The sequence below is a fragment of the uncultured Microbacterium sp. genome (assembly GCF_947632095.1).
Classification (GTDB): Bacteria; Actinomycetota; Actinomycetes; order Actinomycetales; family Microbacteriaceae; genus Microbacterium.
In genome coordinates, this window is the sequence record NZ_CANROA010000013.1 from 1 (window position 1) to 15,240 (window position 15,240).

General features: G+C 67.8%; 13 protein-coding genes and 1 pseudogene. 11 read left to right on the forward strand and 3 right to left on the reverse strand.

Annotated elements, in window-relative coordinates; all coding sequences use genetic code 11:
• The 8 genes and pseudogenes from Q0Z66_RS05470 to Q0Z66_RS05505 all read left to right on the forward strand — a co-directional run.
• Positions 1-705 (forward strand): annotated as a pseudogene (locus Q0Z66_RS05470) (F0F1 ATP synthase subunit alpha); the annotation flags it as partial.
• Between the two features lie 20 nt (positions 706-725).
• A complete protein-coding gene (locus Q0Z66_RS05475) occupies positions 726-1,628 on the forward strand; it encodes a F0F1 ATP synthase subunit gamma (RefSeq protein WP_298038670.1) in 903 nt (300 codons plus the stop codon).
• Positions 1,629-1,651: 23 nt separating this feature from the next.
• On the forward strand, positions 1,652-3,103 hold the full coding sequence (gene atpD / locus Q0Z66_RS05480) for a F0F1 ATP synthase subunit beta (protein WP_298038673.1): 1,452 nt from the start codon (positions 1,652-1,654) through the stop codon (positions 3,101-3,103).
• A 2-nt stretch (positions 3,104-3,105) separates the two neighbouring features.
• Positions 3,106-3,366, forward strand: a complete 261-nt coding sequence (locus Q0Z66_RS05485; protein ID WP_298038676.1) for a F0F1 ATP synthase subunit epsilon — start codon at positions 3,106-3,108, stop codon at positions 3,364-3,366.
• 91 nt (positions 3,367-3,457) lie between these two features.
• Entirely contained in the window at positions 3,458-4,201 is a 744-nt protein-coding gene (yaaA, locus tag Q0Z66_RS05490) for a peroxide stress protein YaaA (RefSeq protein WP_298038680.1), read from the forward strand.
• 100 nt (positions 4,202-4,301) lie between these two features.
• Positions 4,302-5,141: a DUF5684 domain-containing protein gene (locus Q0Z66_RS05495; RefSeq protein ID WP_298038683.1), complete on the forward strand. Its 840-nt coding sequence runs from the start codon at positions 4,302-4,304 to the stop codon at positions 5,139-5,141.
• 173 nt (positions 5,142-5,314) lie between these two features.
• Positions 5,315-6,139: a protein phosphatase 2C domain-containing protein gene (locus tag Q0Z66_RS05500; protein WP_298038686.1), complete on the forward strand. Its 825-nt coding sequence runs from the start codon at positions 5,315-5,317 to the stop codon at positions 6,137-6,139.
• A 57-nt stretch (positions 6,140-6,196) separates the two neighbouring features.
• Complete coding sequence (locus Q0Z66_RS05505) at positions 6,197-8,965, forward strand: FtsK/SpoIIIE domain-containing protein (RefSeq protein WP_298038689.1); 2,769 nt, start codon at positions 6,197-6,199, stop codon at positions 8,963-8,965.
• 47 nt (positions 8,966-9,012) lie between these two features.
• On the opposite strand, the gene Q0Z66_RS05510 is transcribed toward Q0Z66_RS05505, so the two are convergent.
• Positions 9,013-10,008 (reverse strand): asparaginase, encoded by a 996-nt coding sequence (locus Q0Z66_RS05510; protein WP_298038693.1) that lies wholly within the window; start codon positions 10,006-10,008, stop codon positions 9,013-9,015.
• Positions 10,009-10,071: 63 nt separating this feature from the next.
• Between Q0Z66_RS05510 and Q0Z66_RS05515 the strand changes: the two genes are divergently transcribed.
• Entirely contained in the window at positions 10,072-10,551 is a 480-nt protein-coding gene (locus tag Q0Z66_RS05515; protein ID WP_298038697.1) for an OsmC family protein, read from the forward strand.
• Between the two features lie 12 nt (positions 10,552-10,563).
• On the opposite strand, the gene Q0Z66_RS05520 is transcribed toward Q0Z66_RS05515, so the two are convergent.
• Positions 10,564-11,355 (reverse strand): 1-acyl-sn-glycerol-3-phosphate acyltransferase, encoded by a 792-nt coding sequence (locus Q0Z66_RS05520; RefSeq protein WP_298038701.1) that lies wholly within the window; start codon positions 11,353-11,355, stop codon positions 10,564-10,566.
• Positions 11,356-11,490: 135 nt separating this feature from the next.
• Between Q0Z66_RS05520 and Q0Z66_RS05525 the strand changes: the two genes are divergently transcribed.
• Together Q0Z66_RS05525 and dxr are read left to right on the forward strand one after the other, a co-directional pair.
• A complete protein-coding gene (locus tag Q0Z66_RS05525; RefSeq protein ID WP_298038707.1) occupies positions 11,491-12,441 on the forward strand; it encodes an FKBP-type peptidyl-prolyl cis-trans isomerase in 951 nt (316 codons plus the stop codon).
• Between the two features lie 48 nt (positions 12,442-12,489).
• Positions 12,490-13,572, forward strand: a complete 1,083-nt coding sequence (gene dxr / locus Q0Z66_RS05530; RefSeq protein WP_298038712.1) for a 1-deoxy-D-xylulose-5-phosphate reductoisomerase — start codon at positions 12,490-12,492, stop codon at positions 13,570-13,572.
• Between the two features lie 7 nt (positions 13,573-13,579).
• Here dxr and Q0Z66_RS05535 read toward each other — a convergent pair whose 3' ends face one another.
• Complete coding sequence (locus Q0Z66_RS05535; RefSeq protein ID WP_298038716.1) at positions 13,580-15,196, reverse strand: UDP-N-acetylmuramoyl-L-alanyl-D-glutamate--2,6-diaminopimelate ligase; 1,617 nt, start codon at positions 15,194-15,196, stop codon at positions 13,580-13,582.
• Positions 15,197-15,240 lie beyond the last annotated feature (44 nt).

Genomic DNA, 15,240 nt, shown 5'->3' on the forward strand with positions numbered 1-15,240 from the left:
TGCGCGAAGCTGTCCGACGAGCTCGGCGCAGGTTCGATGACGGGTCTCCCGATCATCGAGACCAAGGCGAACGACGTCTCGGCGTACATCCCGACCAACGTGATCTCGATCACCGACGGCCAGATCTTCCTCCAGTCCGACCTGTTCAACGCCAACCAGCGTCCCGCGGTCGACGTGGGAATCTCGGTCTCGCGAGTCGGTGGCGACGCTCAGGTGAAGTCCATCAAGAAGGTCTCGGGAACGTTGAAGCTCGAGCTCGCTCAGTACCGCTCGCTCGAAGCCTTCGCGATGTTCGCGAGCGACCTCGATGCGGCTTCGCGTCGTCAGCTCGACCGCGGTGCACGTCTGACCGAGCTGCTGAAGCAGCCGCAGTACTCGCCGTACCCCGTCGAGGACCAGGTCGTCTCGATCTGGGCCGGCACGAACGGAAAGCTCGACTCGATCGAGGTCTCTGACGTCCTGCGCTTCGAGCGCGAGCTGCTCGATCACCTGCGTCGCAACACGCAGATCCTCGACACGCTGCGCGAGACGAACCTTCTCACCGACGACACGGTCGCCGAGCTCGAGAAGCAGGTCGATGCGTTCATCCTCGAATTCCAGAGCGGCTCGGGCGCTGCCCTCGGCGCGCTCGGATCCGAGGAGCACGCAGCTGCCGACGCGGACGACGTGAACCAGGAGAAGATCGTCAAGGGTCGTCGCGCGTAATCGCGTGAGGTACTGAAAACATGGGCGCTCAACTCAGGGTCTACAAGCAGAAGATCTCTTCTGCTCAGACGACCAAGAAGATCACGAAGGCGATGGAACTCATCGCGGCTTCGCGCATCCAGAAGGCGATGGCGCGCGTTCGCGCGTCGTCGCCCTTCGCACGGGCCGTGACGCAGGCCGTCTCCGCCGTCGCGACGCACTCGAACGTCGATCACCCGCTCACCCGCGAGCCCGAGACGATCCGCCGCTCCGCGGTGGTGGTCTTCTCCTCCGACCGCGGTCTGGCTGGTGCGTTCAACTCGCAGGTTCTCCGAGAGGCGATGGAGCTCGGCGAGCTCATCCGCTCGCAGGGCTCCGAGCCGGTCTACTACCTCGTCGGCCGTAAGGCCGTGGGCTACTTCCAGTTCCGCAACATCGCGGCTGCTGCGGAGTGGACCGGTGACACCGACACCCCGCAGTTCTCGACGGCCGAGGAGATCTCGGCCGCGCTGCTGGAAGCCTTCCAGCGCGGGGGCGAGAACGGGGGAGTCGACGAGCTCCACCTCGTCTACAACCGTTTCGTCAGCATGATGACGCAGACGCCGGAGACCGTGCGCCTGCTTCCGCTGGAGATCGTGGACCACGACGGCGCCGATTCCTCTTCGGCGCCGGTGTACCCGCTCTACGAGTTCGAACCGGATGCCGAGACGGTGCTCGACGCGATCCTGCCGGTGTATGTCCAGAGCCGGGTCTTCAACGCCCTGCTGCAGTCGTCGGCCGCCAAGCAGGCCGCGACGCAGAAGGCGATGAAGTCCGCGAGCGACAACGCCGACAAGCTCATCACCGATTACACCCGTCTGCGCAACAACGCGCGTCAGGCGGAGATCACGCAGCAGATCGCTGAGATCGTCGGCGGTGCCGACGCGCTCTCGTCGAGCAAATAGACCATTAAGAAAGAGACGAAGATATGACCCCCACCGCCACAGCTGAGGCTGGGACCGCGGTCGTCGGGCGCGTCGCACGCGTCACGGGCCCGGTCGTCGACATCGAGTTCCCTCACGACTCGATCCCGGACATCTACAACGCTCTGAAGACCACGATCACCATCGGTGAAGAGTCGACGGAGATCACGCTCGAGGTCGCGCAGCACCTCGGCGACGACTTGATCCGCGCGATCGCACTGAAGCCCACGGACGGTATCGTCCGAGGCCAGGAGGTCCGTGACACGGGCCTGCCGATCTCGGTTCCCGTCGGTGACATCACCAAGGGCAAGGTCTTCAACGTGATCGGCGAGGTCCTCAACGCCGAGCCCGGCGAGCAGATCGAGATCACCGAGCGGTGGCCGATCCACCGTCAGGCGCCGAGCTTCGACCAGCTCGAGTCCAAGACCACCATGTTCGAGACCGGCATCAAGTCGATCGACCTTCTGACCCCCTACGTCCAGGGTGGAAAGATCGGTCTGTTCGGTGGCGCCGGTGTCGGTAAGACCGTCCTCATCCAGGAGATGATCCAGCGTGTCGCGCAGGATCACGGTGGTGTGTCCGTGTTCGCCGGCGTCGGTGAGCGCACCCGTGAGGGCAACGACCTCATCGCTGAGATGGAAGAGGCGGGCGTCTTCGACAAGACCGCCCTCGTCTTCGGCCAGATGGACGAGCCGCCGGGGACCCGTCTTCGCGTCGCGCTTTCGGCTCTGACGATGGCGGAGTACTTCCGCGACGTGCAGAAGCAGGACGTGCTGCTCTTCATCGACAACATCTTCCGCTTCACGCAGGCCGGCTCCGAGGTCTCCACGCTGCTGGGCCGCATGCCCTCGGCCGTGGGCTACCAGCCGAACCTCGCCGACGAGATGGGTCTCCTCCAGGAGCGCATCACCTCGACCCGCGGCCACTCGATCACCTCGCTGCAGGCGATCTACGTCCCCGCTGACGACTACACCGACCCGGCCCCGGCCACGACCTTCGCGCACCTCGATGCGACGACCGAGCTCTCTCGCGAGATCGCGTCGAAGGGTCTGTACCCGGCCATCGACCCGCTGACCTCGACGTCGCGCATCATGGACCCCCGCTACTTGGGCGAGGACCACTACCGCGTTGCGACCACGGTCAAGCAGATCCTTCAGAAGAACAAGGAGCTGCAGGAGATCATCGCGATCCTCGGTGTCGACGAGCTCTCCGAAGAGGACAAGATCGTCGTGTCGCGTGCACGCCGCATCCAGCAGTTCCTCTCGCAGAACACCTACATGGCGAAGAAGTTCACGGGTGTCGAGGGATCGACGGTTCCCCTCAAGGAGACCATCGAGTCGTTCGATGCAATCGCCAAGGGCGAGTTCGACCACGTGGCCGAGCAGGCGTTCTTCAACGTCGGTGGCATCTCCGACGTCGAAGAGGCATGGGCGAAGATCCAGAAGGAGAACGCCTGATCATGGCGCTCAACGTCAGCCTCGTCTCCGCGGACGCGGAGGTCTGGACGGGAGAGGCATCGCTCGTCGTCGCCAAGACCGTCGAGGGTGAGATCGGCATCATGGCCGGCCACGAGCCGGTGCTGGCCATCCTCGCCGAGGGCCAGGTGCGCATCACCCAGGCCGACGGCGCGAAGATCCTCGCCAATGCTCAGGACGGGTTCCTCTCCATGGAGGGGGACCAGCTGATGATCGTGGCTGGCCACGCCGCGCTCGTCGCCTGATCACGATTCATTTCGGACGCGTCCGCCTCGTACATCGCACCGGTTCCGGTGGGTGTGCCCGAGGCGGGCGCGTTCTTGTCTGTGTGGAGATATGAGAGTTCTGCTGCCTCCTTCGGAGACCAAGAAGCCCGGGGGTGCGGGTGCGCCTCTGGCGATAGCCGATCTGGCGCTTCCCGCATTGGGGGAGCAACGGTCGCTGGCCGTTCAAGCGCTGATTGGCTTGTCGGCAGACGCCGATGCCGCGCAGCGCGTGCTGAAGCTCAGCGCCCGTCAGCTGAGCGGGATCGTCGATAACGCGACTCTGCTCACGTCGCCGACGATGCCGGCGGTCGACCGATACACGGGTGTGCTCTACGACGCGCTGGATGCCGTCTCGCTGGGGGAGTCCTCCCGCGCCTGGCTCGGTGAGAACGTCTGGATTCACGCAGCGCCGTTCGGGCCGATATCGGCCCTGGACGCCATTCCGGCGTACCGTCTTGCTGCCGGAACCTCGGTGCCGGGGATGCCGCCGTTGCGGCGCCACTGGGCGGTTCCGACCTCGGAAGCGATCGCTCAGGAGAAGCCGTCGTTCGTGCTCGACCTGCGCAGTGAGGCCTATGTGGCGCTCGGGCCGATCCCCGATGGCGTGAGTGCGATGTACGTGCGTGTCGTGACCGATCAGGGCAAGGCGCTCAACCACTTCAACAAGAAGTCCAAGGGGCAGCTCGTCCGTGCGCTCGCACAGGATGCGCCCGATCTATCGTCCTTCGGGGAGCTCGTGGAATGGTCGGCGATGCGCTCGATCGTTCTTCGCGAGGTGGATGCTCGAACTGCGGAGCTCGTCGTCGGGGAGTGAATCCCAACGCGCCCGGCCTACGAGGGATGCATCGATTTCCCGCGCACGCTAGGGTGTTTCACGCGATGCGAATGGTGTCGCTGACTCCATGGAGGGGCTAATGGATCCTTACTACTACGACAGCGGTGCCGCGGTCGCCGCGCTCTTCGGGCTGGTGGTCGTCGGCTTTATCCTGGCCATCGCCGGCTACGTCCTGTCTTCGCTGTTCCTGATGAAGATCTTCGAGAAGGCCGGTGTCACGGGCAAGTGGCGGGCCTGGGTGCCCGTGTACAACTCGATGGTGTTCCTCAAGCTCGGCGACCTGAGCCCGTGGCTGATCCTCTACGCCGCGGGTGGTGCGATCGTCCTGAGCTGGATCCCGGTGCTGAACATCTTCGCGGGCCTGTTCTCGCTCGCCGCGACCGTCGTGATGGTCCTGGCTGCTTACCGCGTGGGCCAGAAGCTCCAGAAGGATGGCGCCTGGGTGGCGCTCTACATCTTCCTGTCGATCGTGTGGCTTGGTATCGCTGCATTCGACAAGTCGCGCTGGAATCCGCAGATCCAGCCTGCTCCCTGGGCCGGAAACTCCTTCTTCGGTGACAGCACCGACTGGGAAGGCGTCCCCCGTCAGCCTTCCGCGGCCGCTGCCCCGGGTGCTTATGGCGCCGCTCCCCAGCAGCCCTACGGTCAGCCGCAGGGCTACCCGCAGCAGCCGTACGGGCAGCAGCCCGGTCACCCGCAGCAGCCGGCTCCTGGCTACCCGCAGCAGCCCTACGGCCAGCAGCCGGGATACCCGCAGCAGCCGGCTCCGGGCTACCAGCCTCCGGCCGCACCGGTGATGCCGCAGAGCCCGGCGACGCCGCCCGTCCCGCCGGCACCGGCGCCGGCCGCGCCGACGACGCCGACGACGCCTCCGGCTCCTCCGGCTCCGCCTGCGGACCCGACCCAGCCGCCTGCGTAATCGCATGACAGAAGGGCCCTCGGCTTCGATCGAGGGCCCTTCGTCGTTGCATCCGTCGATACTCCGATAGCGTTGGGGAGTCGGTGCGCTCGCGCGTGCGCCGTACGGTTCCATTACGATGTCTGAGTACCCTGCGGTCATCCCGATCATCCGCAGCCATTCCGGAGGCCCCTTTGTCTGAGACGACCACGCACACGCACAGCGTCGGCGTCGCCCCCGGCGATGACATCGTGCTCACCTGGGCAGGAGCGACGGATACGGGTCGTCGTCGCGAGAACAACCAGGATGCGTTCCTCGCGATGTTTCCACTCTTCATCGTCGCCGATGGGATGGGCGGCCACGCCGGCGGCGAGATCGCCAGCCAGAGCACCGTCGCGCATCTGCAGCGGATGGTCGAGACCGGTCCGACCACGACGACCGCCATCGAGAATGCTTTGGAGCAGACGGTGGCCGATATCGCGGCGCACCCGGAGACCACCGATGAAGGCACCGGTACGACTCTCACAGGCGTCTTCCTCGATGCCTCCGGTGATGATGCGCGCTGGATCTCGTTGAACATCGGCGATTCGCGCGTCTATCTTCTCCGTGACGGCCGACTCGTGCAGGTCACGACCGACCATTCCGTGGTGCAGGAGCTGATCAGCGCCGGCCGCCTCAGCCCGGAGGAAGCCGAAGGGCACCCCTACAGCAACGTCATCACCCGTGCGGTCGGCGCCAGCGAGCTCACCCCGCCCGACTACCTGGGCATCGAGGTCCTCGACGGAGACAGGTTCGTGATCTGCTCCGATGGCCTCACGAAGGAGCTCACGGACTACGGCATTCAGCATTTCCTGCGCGAGTATGCCGACCCGGCGCAGGCTGTCGATGCGATGCTCGCCGCTGCTCTGGAGAACGGTGGTCGCGACAATGTGACCATCATCGTGTTGCAGGTCGAGCGCCCCGCTCGTGTCGGGGAAGAGGACGAGTTCTCCTCCACATCGGAGCACACGACCGAGTAAGCCGCCCGGCCTGTGGATAGCGGGCTGAAGGGGTTCGTTGTGGCATGCAATGGTGCCATGGACTCAGAAACGCTGACGCTTCCGACCGCGCCCGCTGAACCTCGACGGCAGCCGATACCGGTGCTCGCGGCCGTGGTGCCGATCGCCGCGGGAGTCGTGCTCTGGCTGATCACGGGCTCGATCTTCTCCCTCTGCTTCGCGGCGCTCGGCCCGCTCATGATCGGCGCCTCGCTGCTTGACGGCATGCGGCTGCGTCGTCGTGACCGTCGGATCGCCGATGAGGAGCAGAAACACGGCTGGGCGCGTGCCGATCAGGAGCTGAGGCGTCGCCATGATCGTGAGAAGCGCGCGCTGCAACGGGCGCATCCAGACGCGGCAGGGCAGATCCAGGATCCCCCTCTGCGGGATCTGCAACCGGTCGACGAGTCGACGCTGATCGTCTTGGGCGCGGGGATCGTGCCGAGTCGGTTGCGGGTCACGGGCGACAACGGCGAACTCGCCCGTTCTTTTCAGAAGAGGGCATCGCAGCTTTCCGGGGCTCCGATAACGGCCGCACTCGGTCGGGGGCTGTGCATTCGGGGCCCGCAACCGGTGGCGCGTGCCGCTGCGCGGGCGCTGCTCGTGCAACTGTGCTTGGCGCACGCGCCCGCGCAACTGGCGATCGTCGGGGCGGAGGCGCAGGAGCTGGGCGTGGCCGGTTTTCCGCATGCGGGTCGGGTCAGACGGGGCGCCTGGCGCCTGGGCGTCTCCCTCTCGCCGGAGCAGGATGTCGAGGCGTCATCCCATCTGCACGTGCGCGCGGCCGATGCGGACGTCCCGGAGGGGATCACGACCGTCCTCGACATCGGGGAACCGGGCAAGGCCCGCTTGCGGCGCGGCAACGATGTGGTGCACATCGCCGTGGAGTGCCTCTCGGAGGAGCAGGCCCGCGTCGTCGCCGATACGTCGATCGAGCGCGAGGGTGAAGCGGCGATGCTCCCCGACATGGTGATGCTCGGGGAACTCGCGGCGTCGGCCGGCGACTCGACGTTCGGGCTGCGGGCTCCGATCGGGCGCACGGAGGCCGGGGATGCGGAGATCGACCTGGTCGAGGACGGACCGCATGCGATCGTCACGGGGATGACCGGATCCGGCAAGAGCGAACTGCTGGTGTCGTGGATCGCATCGATGGCGCGCGAGCACGGTCCCGACGAGGTGACGTTCGTCCTTGCCGATTTCAAGGGCGGAACGGCGTTCGATCCGCTCCGCGACCTTCCTCACGTCGCCGCGGTGATCACCGACCTCGACGAGCAGGGAGCGCGTCGGGGCGTGCGGAGCCTGACGGCCGAGCTGCGTCGCCGGGAACGGATCCTGGCGGGCATGGGCGCGCGCAACATCGGCGAGGCCGAGGGGCGTATGCCGCGGCTGGTTATCGTCGTCGACGAGTTCGCCGCGCTCATCCAGGAACATCCGGATCTCGCCGCGGTGTTCACCGACATCGCCGCTCGGGGGCGAGCCCTCGGCATGCATCTCGTGCTGGGAACGCAGCGGGCGTCCGGAGTGATCCGCGATGCTCTCGCAGCGAACTGCCCGCTGCGATTGAGTCTGCGGGTCACCGATGCTTCGGACAGTCGGCTGGTGATCGGGACGGATGACGCAGCGGAGCTGCCCGGCGGTGCGGCATCGCGCGGCCTGGCGTTCCTGCGCCGTCCGCAGGATGCTGCACCGGCGGCCGTGCGCATCGCCTTGACAGGAGCGGGCGATATCCGTGCCATCGCCGGTCTGTGGGCGGACGCGGGACGTGCCGTCAGCCCCTGGCTGGCGCCGTTGCCGGCTTCGCTTGCCCTCGCGGACCCTCGCGTCGCCCCACGAGATGCGGACACGCTCGTCCTCGGGCTCTCCGATGAACCGGACGAGCAACGTCAGACGCCGCTGACGCTGCGTCTGGGCGAGGATCGCGGGCTGGCGGTCATCGGCGGCAGTGGTTCGGGCCGGACCGCGCTCATCCGTGTCCTCGCCGCGCAGTGCTCCGATGCGCTGTTCGTCCCGGCCGACCCGGAAGCGGCATGGGACACGGTCGAGGCCCTCGTCGAGCGTCGCACCGTCATGCCCCGGCTGCTGCTGTGCGATGATCTCGATCGCATCGCCGCCGGGTTCCCGCACGACTACGCCGCACTCTTCCTCGAGCGCTTCGAGACCCTGGTGCGCTCGGCGGGGGCGCACCGAGGGTGCATCGTGATCACCGCATCGCGGCTCGCCGGGGCGGTATCACGGGTCGTCGATGCGCTTCCGAATCGGATGCTGTTGCGAACGGGGACCCGGATGGAGCACCTGGCGGCGGGCGGTGACAGCGACGGCTACCTGCGAGACCGGCTCCCCGGACGCGCACGAATGGACGAGCGCGAGGTGCAGATCGTGTGGACGGAGCCGGGGCATGCGCCCGAGGCCGGTGCGCCGCCGACGGAAGCATGGGAGCCGTCGGGGTCACTCATCGGAGTCGTCGCGCCGTCATCGCGCCGCGTGGTCGAGGACCTTCGCCGAACGTATCCGCACACGCACGTGGGTGTGGTCGGCGACCCGGCGGAGTCGGCGGAGTCGGCGGAGCGGGGGACACCGGGCATCCTCGTCGGCGACGCCGAGAGCTGGCAGCGCAACTGGACTCTGTGGCAGCGCGTTCGCGGCGAGGGGGAGATGCTGCTCATGGCGGAGTGCACGTCGGAGTTGCGCTCGCTCGCCGGGTACCGGGAGCTGCCGCCATTCGTGCAGACGCACCGGGGCCGTGCATGGTCGTTCCGCGATGGCGCCGCGCCACGGCGCGTCATCCTCGCGGGTGCCGACGAATCGTGAGTGCTATCTGCGGGGGACCGGGGAGCCGCGGCCCTTGTCCACGGACCTCAGATGCCGGCGCCAGGGCGGATCGTTCCGACCTCTTCTCCACCGCCGAGCACCGACAGGGGAAGCGCCGCAGCCAGGCGGTTCACGTCGTCTTCGCTCAGCGCGCCGACCCGGGCCAGCAGGGTCGCCGCGACGATCGTCGAAGCGCGTGCCGAGCCGTCGAGCATCTTCAGAGCCACGGTGGCACCATTGGGGGCGACCATGACCATGATTCCCTCGGCTCCGCCCTTGGCGAAGACGTCGAGCGTCTCGATCGCCACGGTGTCGGGCTTGCCGGGCCCTTCGATGGTCCACGGGTTCTCCTTGACCATGCGCACGAGTGTCCCGGCCACACGGTGAAGGGCGAAGGGCGAGCGCTCCGAGGCGGAGCCGATTCGATGGATGCCTCGGGCGAGGCCGGCGAGGGGCATGGCGTGCACCGGCGCGCCGCAGCCGTCGATCGAGGTGTGGGCGATCTTCTCGCCGGTCAGACGCTCGACGACCTCACGGATGTGCAGCTGCAGGGGGTGCGCCGCATCGAGGTAACCCTCGGTCGGCCAGCCCGTGGCGACGCAGGCACGGAGCATCGCCGCGTGCTTGCCGGAGCAGTTCATGCGGATCCGCGCCTTCTCACCGTGCTCGCGAACGAGCTCATCGCGGCTCGCCATGTCGCTGGGCCATGCGGGCGGGCAGGCGAGATCGTCTTCGGTGAGACCGCCGGCGGTCAGGACATCGCGCACGACGTCCGCGTGGCGCTCGGTGCCGACATGGCTCGCGGTGGCCAGGGCGAGTTCCGCGCCGGTGAGGTCCGCTCCGGCGGTGATGCATGCGACGGCCTGCAGAGGCTTGAGGCTCGAGCGCGGGAGGATCAGGGCATCGGTGTTCCCCGCACGGAGGACGACGTCGCCCTCGGGCGAGAGCACGATCGCGGCTCCGGCATGACGGGATTCGACGAATCCGCTTCTTTCGACGACGGCGAGTTCGACAGCATCCGCGACGGTGAGAGTCTCCAGCATCCGACCAGCCTAGCGGCGCTGACCGGCGCACCGGATGACGAGGACGCATGTCAGACTGGCGACATGCGACTGGGAGAGCACGAGTACGCGTTGACGACGACCTGGACGGGCAACCTCGGCACCGGGACGAGCGGATACCGCGCCTATGCGCGTGACGTCACGATCGAGGTGGCCGGCAAACCGGCACTCGCAGCCTCGGCTGATAAGCCCTTCCGTGGAGACCCGTCGCGCTGGAACCCGGAAGACCTGCTGATCGCAGCCCTGTCGGAGTGCCACCTCCTGTCGTACCTGCATGCGTGCGTGGTGGCCGGTGTCGTGGTCGTCTCCTACAGTGACGATGCGCACGGCGTGATGGTCGAAGACGGCCGCAGCGGGGGAGCATTCCGCGAGGTCACGCTGAATCCGAGAGTCGTGGTCGCCGAAGCCGGGATGCTGGATGCCGCGCGCCGTGCCCACGACGACGCTCACCGGATGTGCTTCATCGCGAACTCGGTCAACTTCCCCGTCCACCACCGAGCCGTGATCACGGCGCTCGGGGAATGAGGCCGCGGGCGCTCAGCGGCGCTCGTGCGGCAGCGCCTGCTTGATCTTCTCGAGTGCGCCCTGTGCGGGCGGCTCGTTGTAGACGCCGGCGAGCTCCTGCCCGCTGAGGGCATGGATCGCCGACATGATCTCATCGGTCGCGAGTCGTCGCGCCTTGCCGCTGGACGCGGGTCCGTGCACGCTCACGTCGATCGGATCGCCGAAGCGCACCGTGATGCGCGGGCGCATGGATGGCATCTTCGCCCCGCGTGGCATGACCTTGTCGGTGTCGATGAGACCGACCGGGACGACTGGCGCTCCGCTTTGGAGAGCGAGGAAGGCCACCCCTGTGCGGCCCTTGTACAGGCGTCCGTCGGAGGAGCGCGTTCCCTCAGGGTACAGCGCGACGGAAAGACCCTCGTCCAACAGCATGCGCTGCTGGTCGAGGGCGTTCAATGCAGCCTGACCGGCTCCGCGGCGCACGGGGATCGCACCGATGGACTGGAAGAAGCGGCGCATCATCGCGCCGCGGAACCCGGTGCCCTCGAAGTAGGTCGACTTCGCGAGGAAGTGCACCGGGCGCGGAGCCGCCACCGGAATCGCGATCGAGTCGATGAACGACAGGTGGTTGCTGGCGAAGATCACCGGGCCGTCGGTCGGCACCTTCTCCCGGCCTTCAACTCGCGGGCGGTAGAGCATCCGGGCGAGCGAGCGGCCGATGCGGTAGGTCGCGCCGGCATGCCGCGGCGCGGCCGAGGCTTCCTCTGGTTCGGCCGACGTCGTCTCGGTGTCGGATTCCGGGGAGGACGACGGCGCAGAAGTCATCAGATCAGGCTACTCCCGGTTCTATGCCGAAGCCGGAATGCGCGACACGGGTGTCGGAGACGGCGACTCTCAGCGCGGGCAAAGGGGGAATAGGACAGTATGGACGGGTCCCCGCAACGATTTCGAGGTTTCACTGTGCGCAACCGCTCGCTCATCGCCCTGTCCACCATCGCCGCAACGTCGCTGCTCCTGGCCGGCTGCGCCGGAACCGACGGCTCGACGACCGAAGACGCCGGTGAGGCGACGGCGACCGATCTCTGCTCCGTCACGATCGACTCCGGCGCCGCCGCGGAGAGCGTCAGCGTGGAGGGCGCATTCGGCGAGGCCTCCACCGCGGAGTTCGAGCTCGACCAGCAGGTCGAAGAAGCCCAGCGCTCGATCCTCACCGAGGGTGATGGCGACAAGATCTCCGAGGGCGACTACGTCAGCTACGCCCTGAGCGCGTTCGATGGCGCATCGGGCGAGCGTCTCGGCGATGCCGGTTACGCCGAGGCCGAGCTGCTCCCCGCCAGCCTCACGGCGGAGACGCCCCTCGGTCAGCTGATCGGCTGCGCGACGGTGGGCTCTCGTCTGTCCATCGTCTTCCCGACCACGGAAGATGCCGCGGCCCAGTTCTACATCCTCGACGTGCTCGACATCGTGCCGGCCGCCGCGTCCGGTGCCGAGAAGGACGCGGTCGACGGCATGCCGGTCGTCACGCTCGACGAAGACGGCACCCCGAGCATCGAGATCCCGGATGCCGATGCTCCGGCCGATCTGAAGATCGAGGTGCTGAAGGAGGGCGATGGTGCGACCGTCGCCGCCGGCGACACGACGCTCCTGCAGTACCACGGCACCGGCTGGGAGAGCGGAGAGGTCTTCGACTCCTCCTGGGGCAAGAGCGGCCCGATCAGCATCGACGGCAACACCTACGTGGAGGGCTTCGTCGAGGCGCTCGAGGGCCAGAAGGTCGGTTCGCAGGTGCTCGTCGTCATCCCGCCGGCACTCGGCTACGGCGAAGAGGGCAGCAGCGAGCACGAGCTCGCGGGACAGACCCTGGTCTTCGTGATCGACATCCTCGCCACGATGCACCCGGCGGCGCTCTGACCCGCTCGCCGCGCTGAAACGGCGCGTGCCGCGGCGTAGGCTGTCGGCATGCGTCGCATCATCGTCCTCGGCTCGACCGGCTCCATCGGCACTCAGGCTCTCGACGTCGTACGGGCGAACCCCCGCCGCTTCGAGCTCGTCGGACTCGCCGCGGGCAGCAACGCCGGGCTCCTGTCCGCGCAGGCCGAGCAGTTCGGTGTGGAGCACACCGCTCTCGGCTCCGATCAGGCCGAGCAGCTCGTGCGCGATGTCGAAGCCGATGTCGTGCTGAATGCGATCACCGGATCGATCGGGCTGGGGTCCACGCTCGCCGCGCTGCAGGCCGGCCGCACCCTCGCCCTGGCGAACAAGGAATCGCTCATCGTCGGCGGGGCTCTCGTCACCGCCGCGGCAGCTCAGGGACAGATCGTGCCCGTCGACTCGGAGCACTCCGCGATCGCCCAGGCACTGAGGGCGGGCACGCATTCCGAGATCCGGCGGCTCGTGGTCACGGCATCCGGCGGTCCTTTCCGGGGGCGCACCCGGGCGGAGATGGCCGACATCACTCCTGCCCAGGCACTGGCACACCCCACCTGGGACATGGGGCGCGTCGTGACGACGAACTCCGCGACACTCGTCAACAAGGGCCTCGAGGTGATCGAAGCCCATCTGCTGTTCGACGTCGACTACGACGACATCCAGGTCGTCGTGCATCCGCAGTCGATCGTGCACTCGATGGTCGAGTTCATCGATGGGTCGACGATCGCCCAGGCGTCCCCTCCCGACATGCGCCTGCCGATCTCGTTGGGACTGGACTGGCCGGAGCGGATCGGCGGCGTCGGAGCACCGTTGGATTGGACCACGGCATCCCGCTGGGATTTCGAACCTCTCGACGACGAGGCATTCCCCGCGGTGGCGCTCGCCAAGAGCGTGGGACGCGCGGGGCGCACCTTCCCCGCCGTGTTCAACGCCGCCAATGAGCAGGCGGTCGACGCCTTCCACGAGGGACGGTTGCCGTTCCTCGGAATCGTCGACACGATCGCTCGCGTCGTCGACGCGCACGAGTCACCCGATGAGCTGACGGTCGAAACACTCGCGGAGGCCGAGAGCTGGGCGCGCGCGACGGCCGATCAGCTCATCGCGCGCGCCTGAGAAGTACTCAGTCCGCGTAGGGGACGGGCCAGTTCGGCTCGGGGACGGGCCAGCCGGCGGCGCTGAGCGCACGTCGGGCGAGCTCGCGGGCAGAGTACGGCGTGCGAACGCCGCGGATGTCGCGGTAGTCCTGGTGCCCGGGGCCCGCCCATAGCACGGCATCCCCTTCGCCCACGAGGGCGATCGCCGCGATGATGGCCTTCTCCGGCGGGGAGAATTCGTGGATCTCGGCGTCCGGACGTGCGGTGCGCGCTCCCTCGAGCAGCGTGGCGCGGATCGAATCCGGGTCTTCGAAGCGCGGGTGGTGGTCGGTGATGACGAGGATGTCGCTGCCCTCGACCGCGGTGCGGCCCATATCGAGGCGCTTGGTCGCGTCACGGTCGCCGTCCGCGCCGAAGATCATGAGAACGCGGCCCGGCGTCACCCGTCGCACGGCCTCGAGCGTCTTCACGAACGCGTCGGGGGTGTGCCCGAAGTCCACGAATACGGCGGGGCCGCGCTCTCCGGAGACGAGCTCGGTGCGGCCCGGCGCGTAAGCATCGATGCGACCGTCTCGCTCCAGGGCGGAGCAGATGCGCTCCCAGTCGTAGCCGCCCTCGAGGAGCATGACGATCGCCAGGGCCGCGTTGGCCGCCATGTGCGCGCCGATCACCGGGACGATCGATGACAGCGAACGCCCCTCGGGCCCGGTCATGGTGAAACGCGTTCCGCGCTGCTGCTCGTCGTCGATCGTGACGACCCAGTCGGCGCCCGCGGCCTGCACGGGGTCGGCGGCGATCGCCGGGGTGCCGACGGTGACGACGGGCACCTCGGCCGCAGCGATGACCGCAGAGGAGGGAAGGGAATCGAGGGAGACCACGGCGCGGCGGGAGCGGTCGGGACGGAACAGCGCGAGCTTCGCCTCGAGGTACTCCTGCATGTCGGCGTAGTCGTCGAGGTGGTCGTGGCTGAGGTTGGTGAAGCCCGCGACGTCGAACACGATGCCGTCCACACGGTTGCGGGAGAGCGCCTGGGCGCTGACCTCGACGGCGACGGCCTCGACCGAACGTTCGCGCATGAGGGCGAGCAGGGCGTGCATCTCGGAGGCCTCGGGCGTCGTGAGCCGGGATATGATCACCTCGTCGGCGATGTGCCGTTCGGCGGTGGAGGACAGGCCCGTGGTGACGCCGATCTGGCGGAGGATGCCCTCGAGGAGGTGGGAGACGCTGGTCTTGCCGTTGGTGCCGGTGGTCGCGAACAGCAGGGGTAGCTCGTCATCGGCGCCGGTTCCGTAGACCCAGGCGCTCAGTGCGCCGAGGATGCCACGGGGATCGTCGACGATGACGATCGGGAGATGCGCATCGGCGGCGATGTCGGCGCCGGCGGCATCGGTGATGATCGCGACGGCGCCCTTATCTGCGGCGGTCCGGGCGAACTCTGCACCGTGCTTGTTCACGCCGCGGATCGCGACGAACGCTTCGCCGGCGCGGAGGTCCGCGGTGGCGAGGGTGATTCCGGTGACGGTGACGCCGTCGATGTCACCGCGGGTTTCGGCGGCGAGATGGGCGACGAGATCCGTCAGAGCCCGCTGTGGCGGAGCATCGGGACGGAGTACGGGAGGGAGGCTGGGCTGTGTGGTCGACATGGCAGGTCAATAATCTCACGCGCGGGCACTCGAGGCACGTCGGC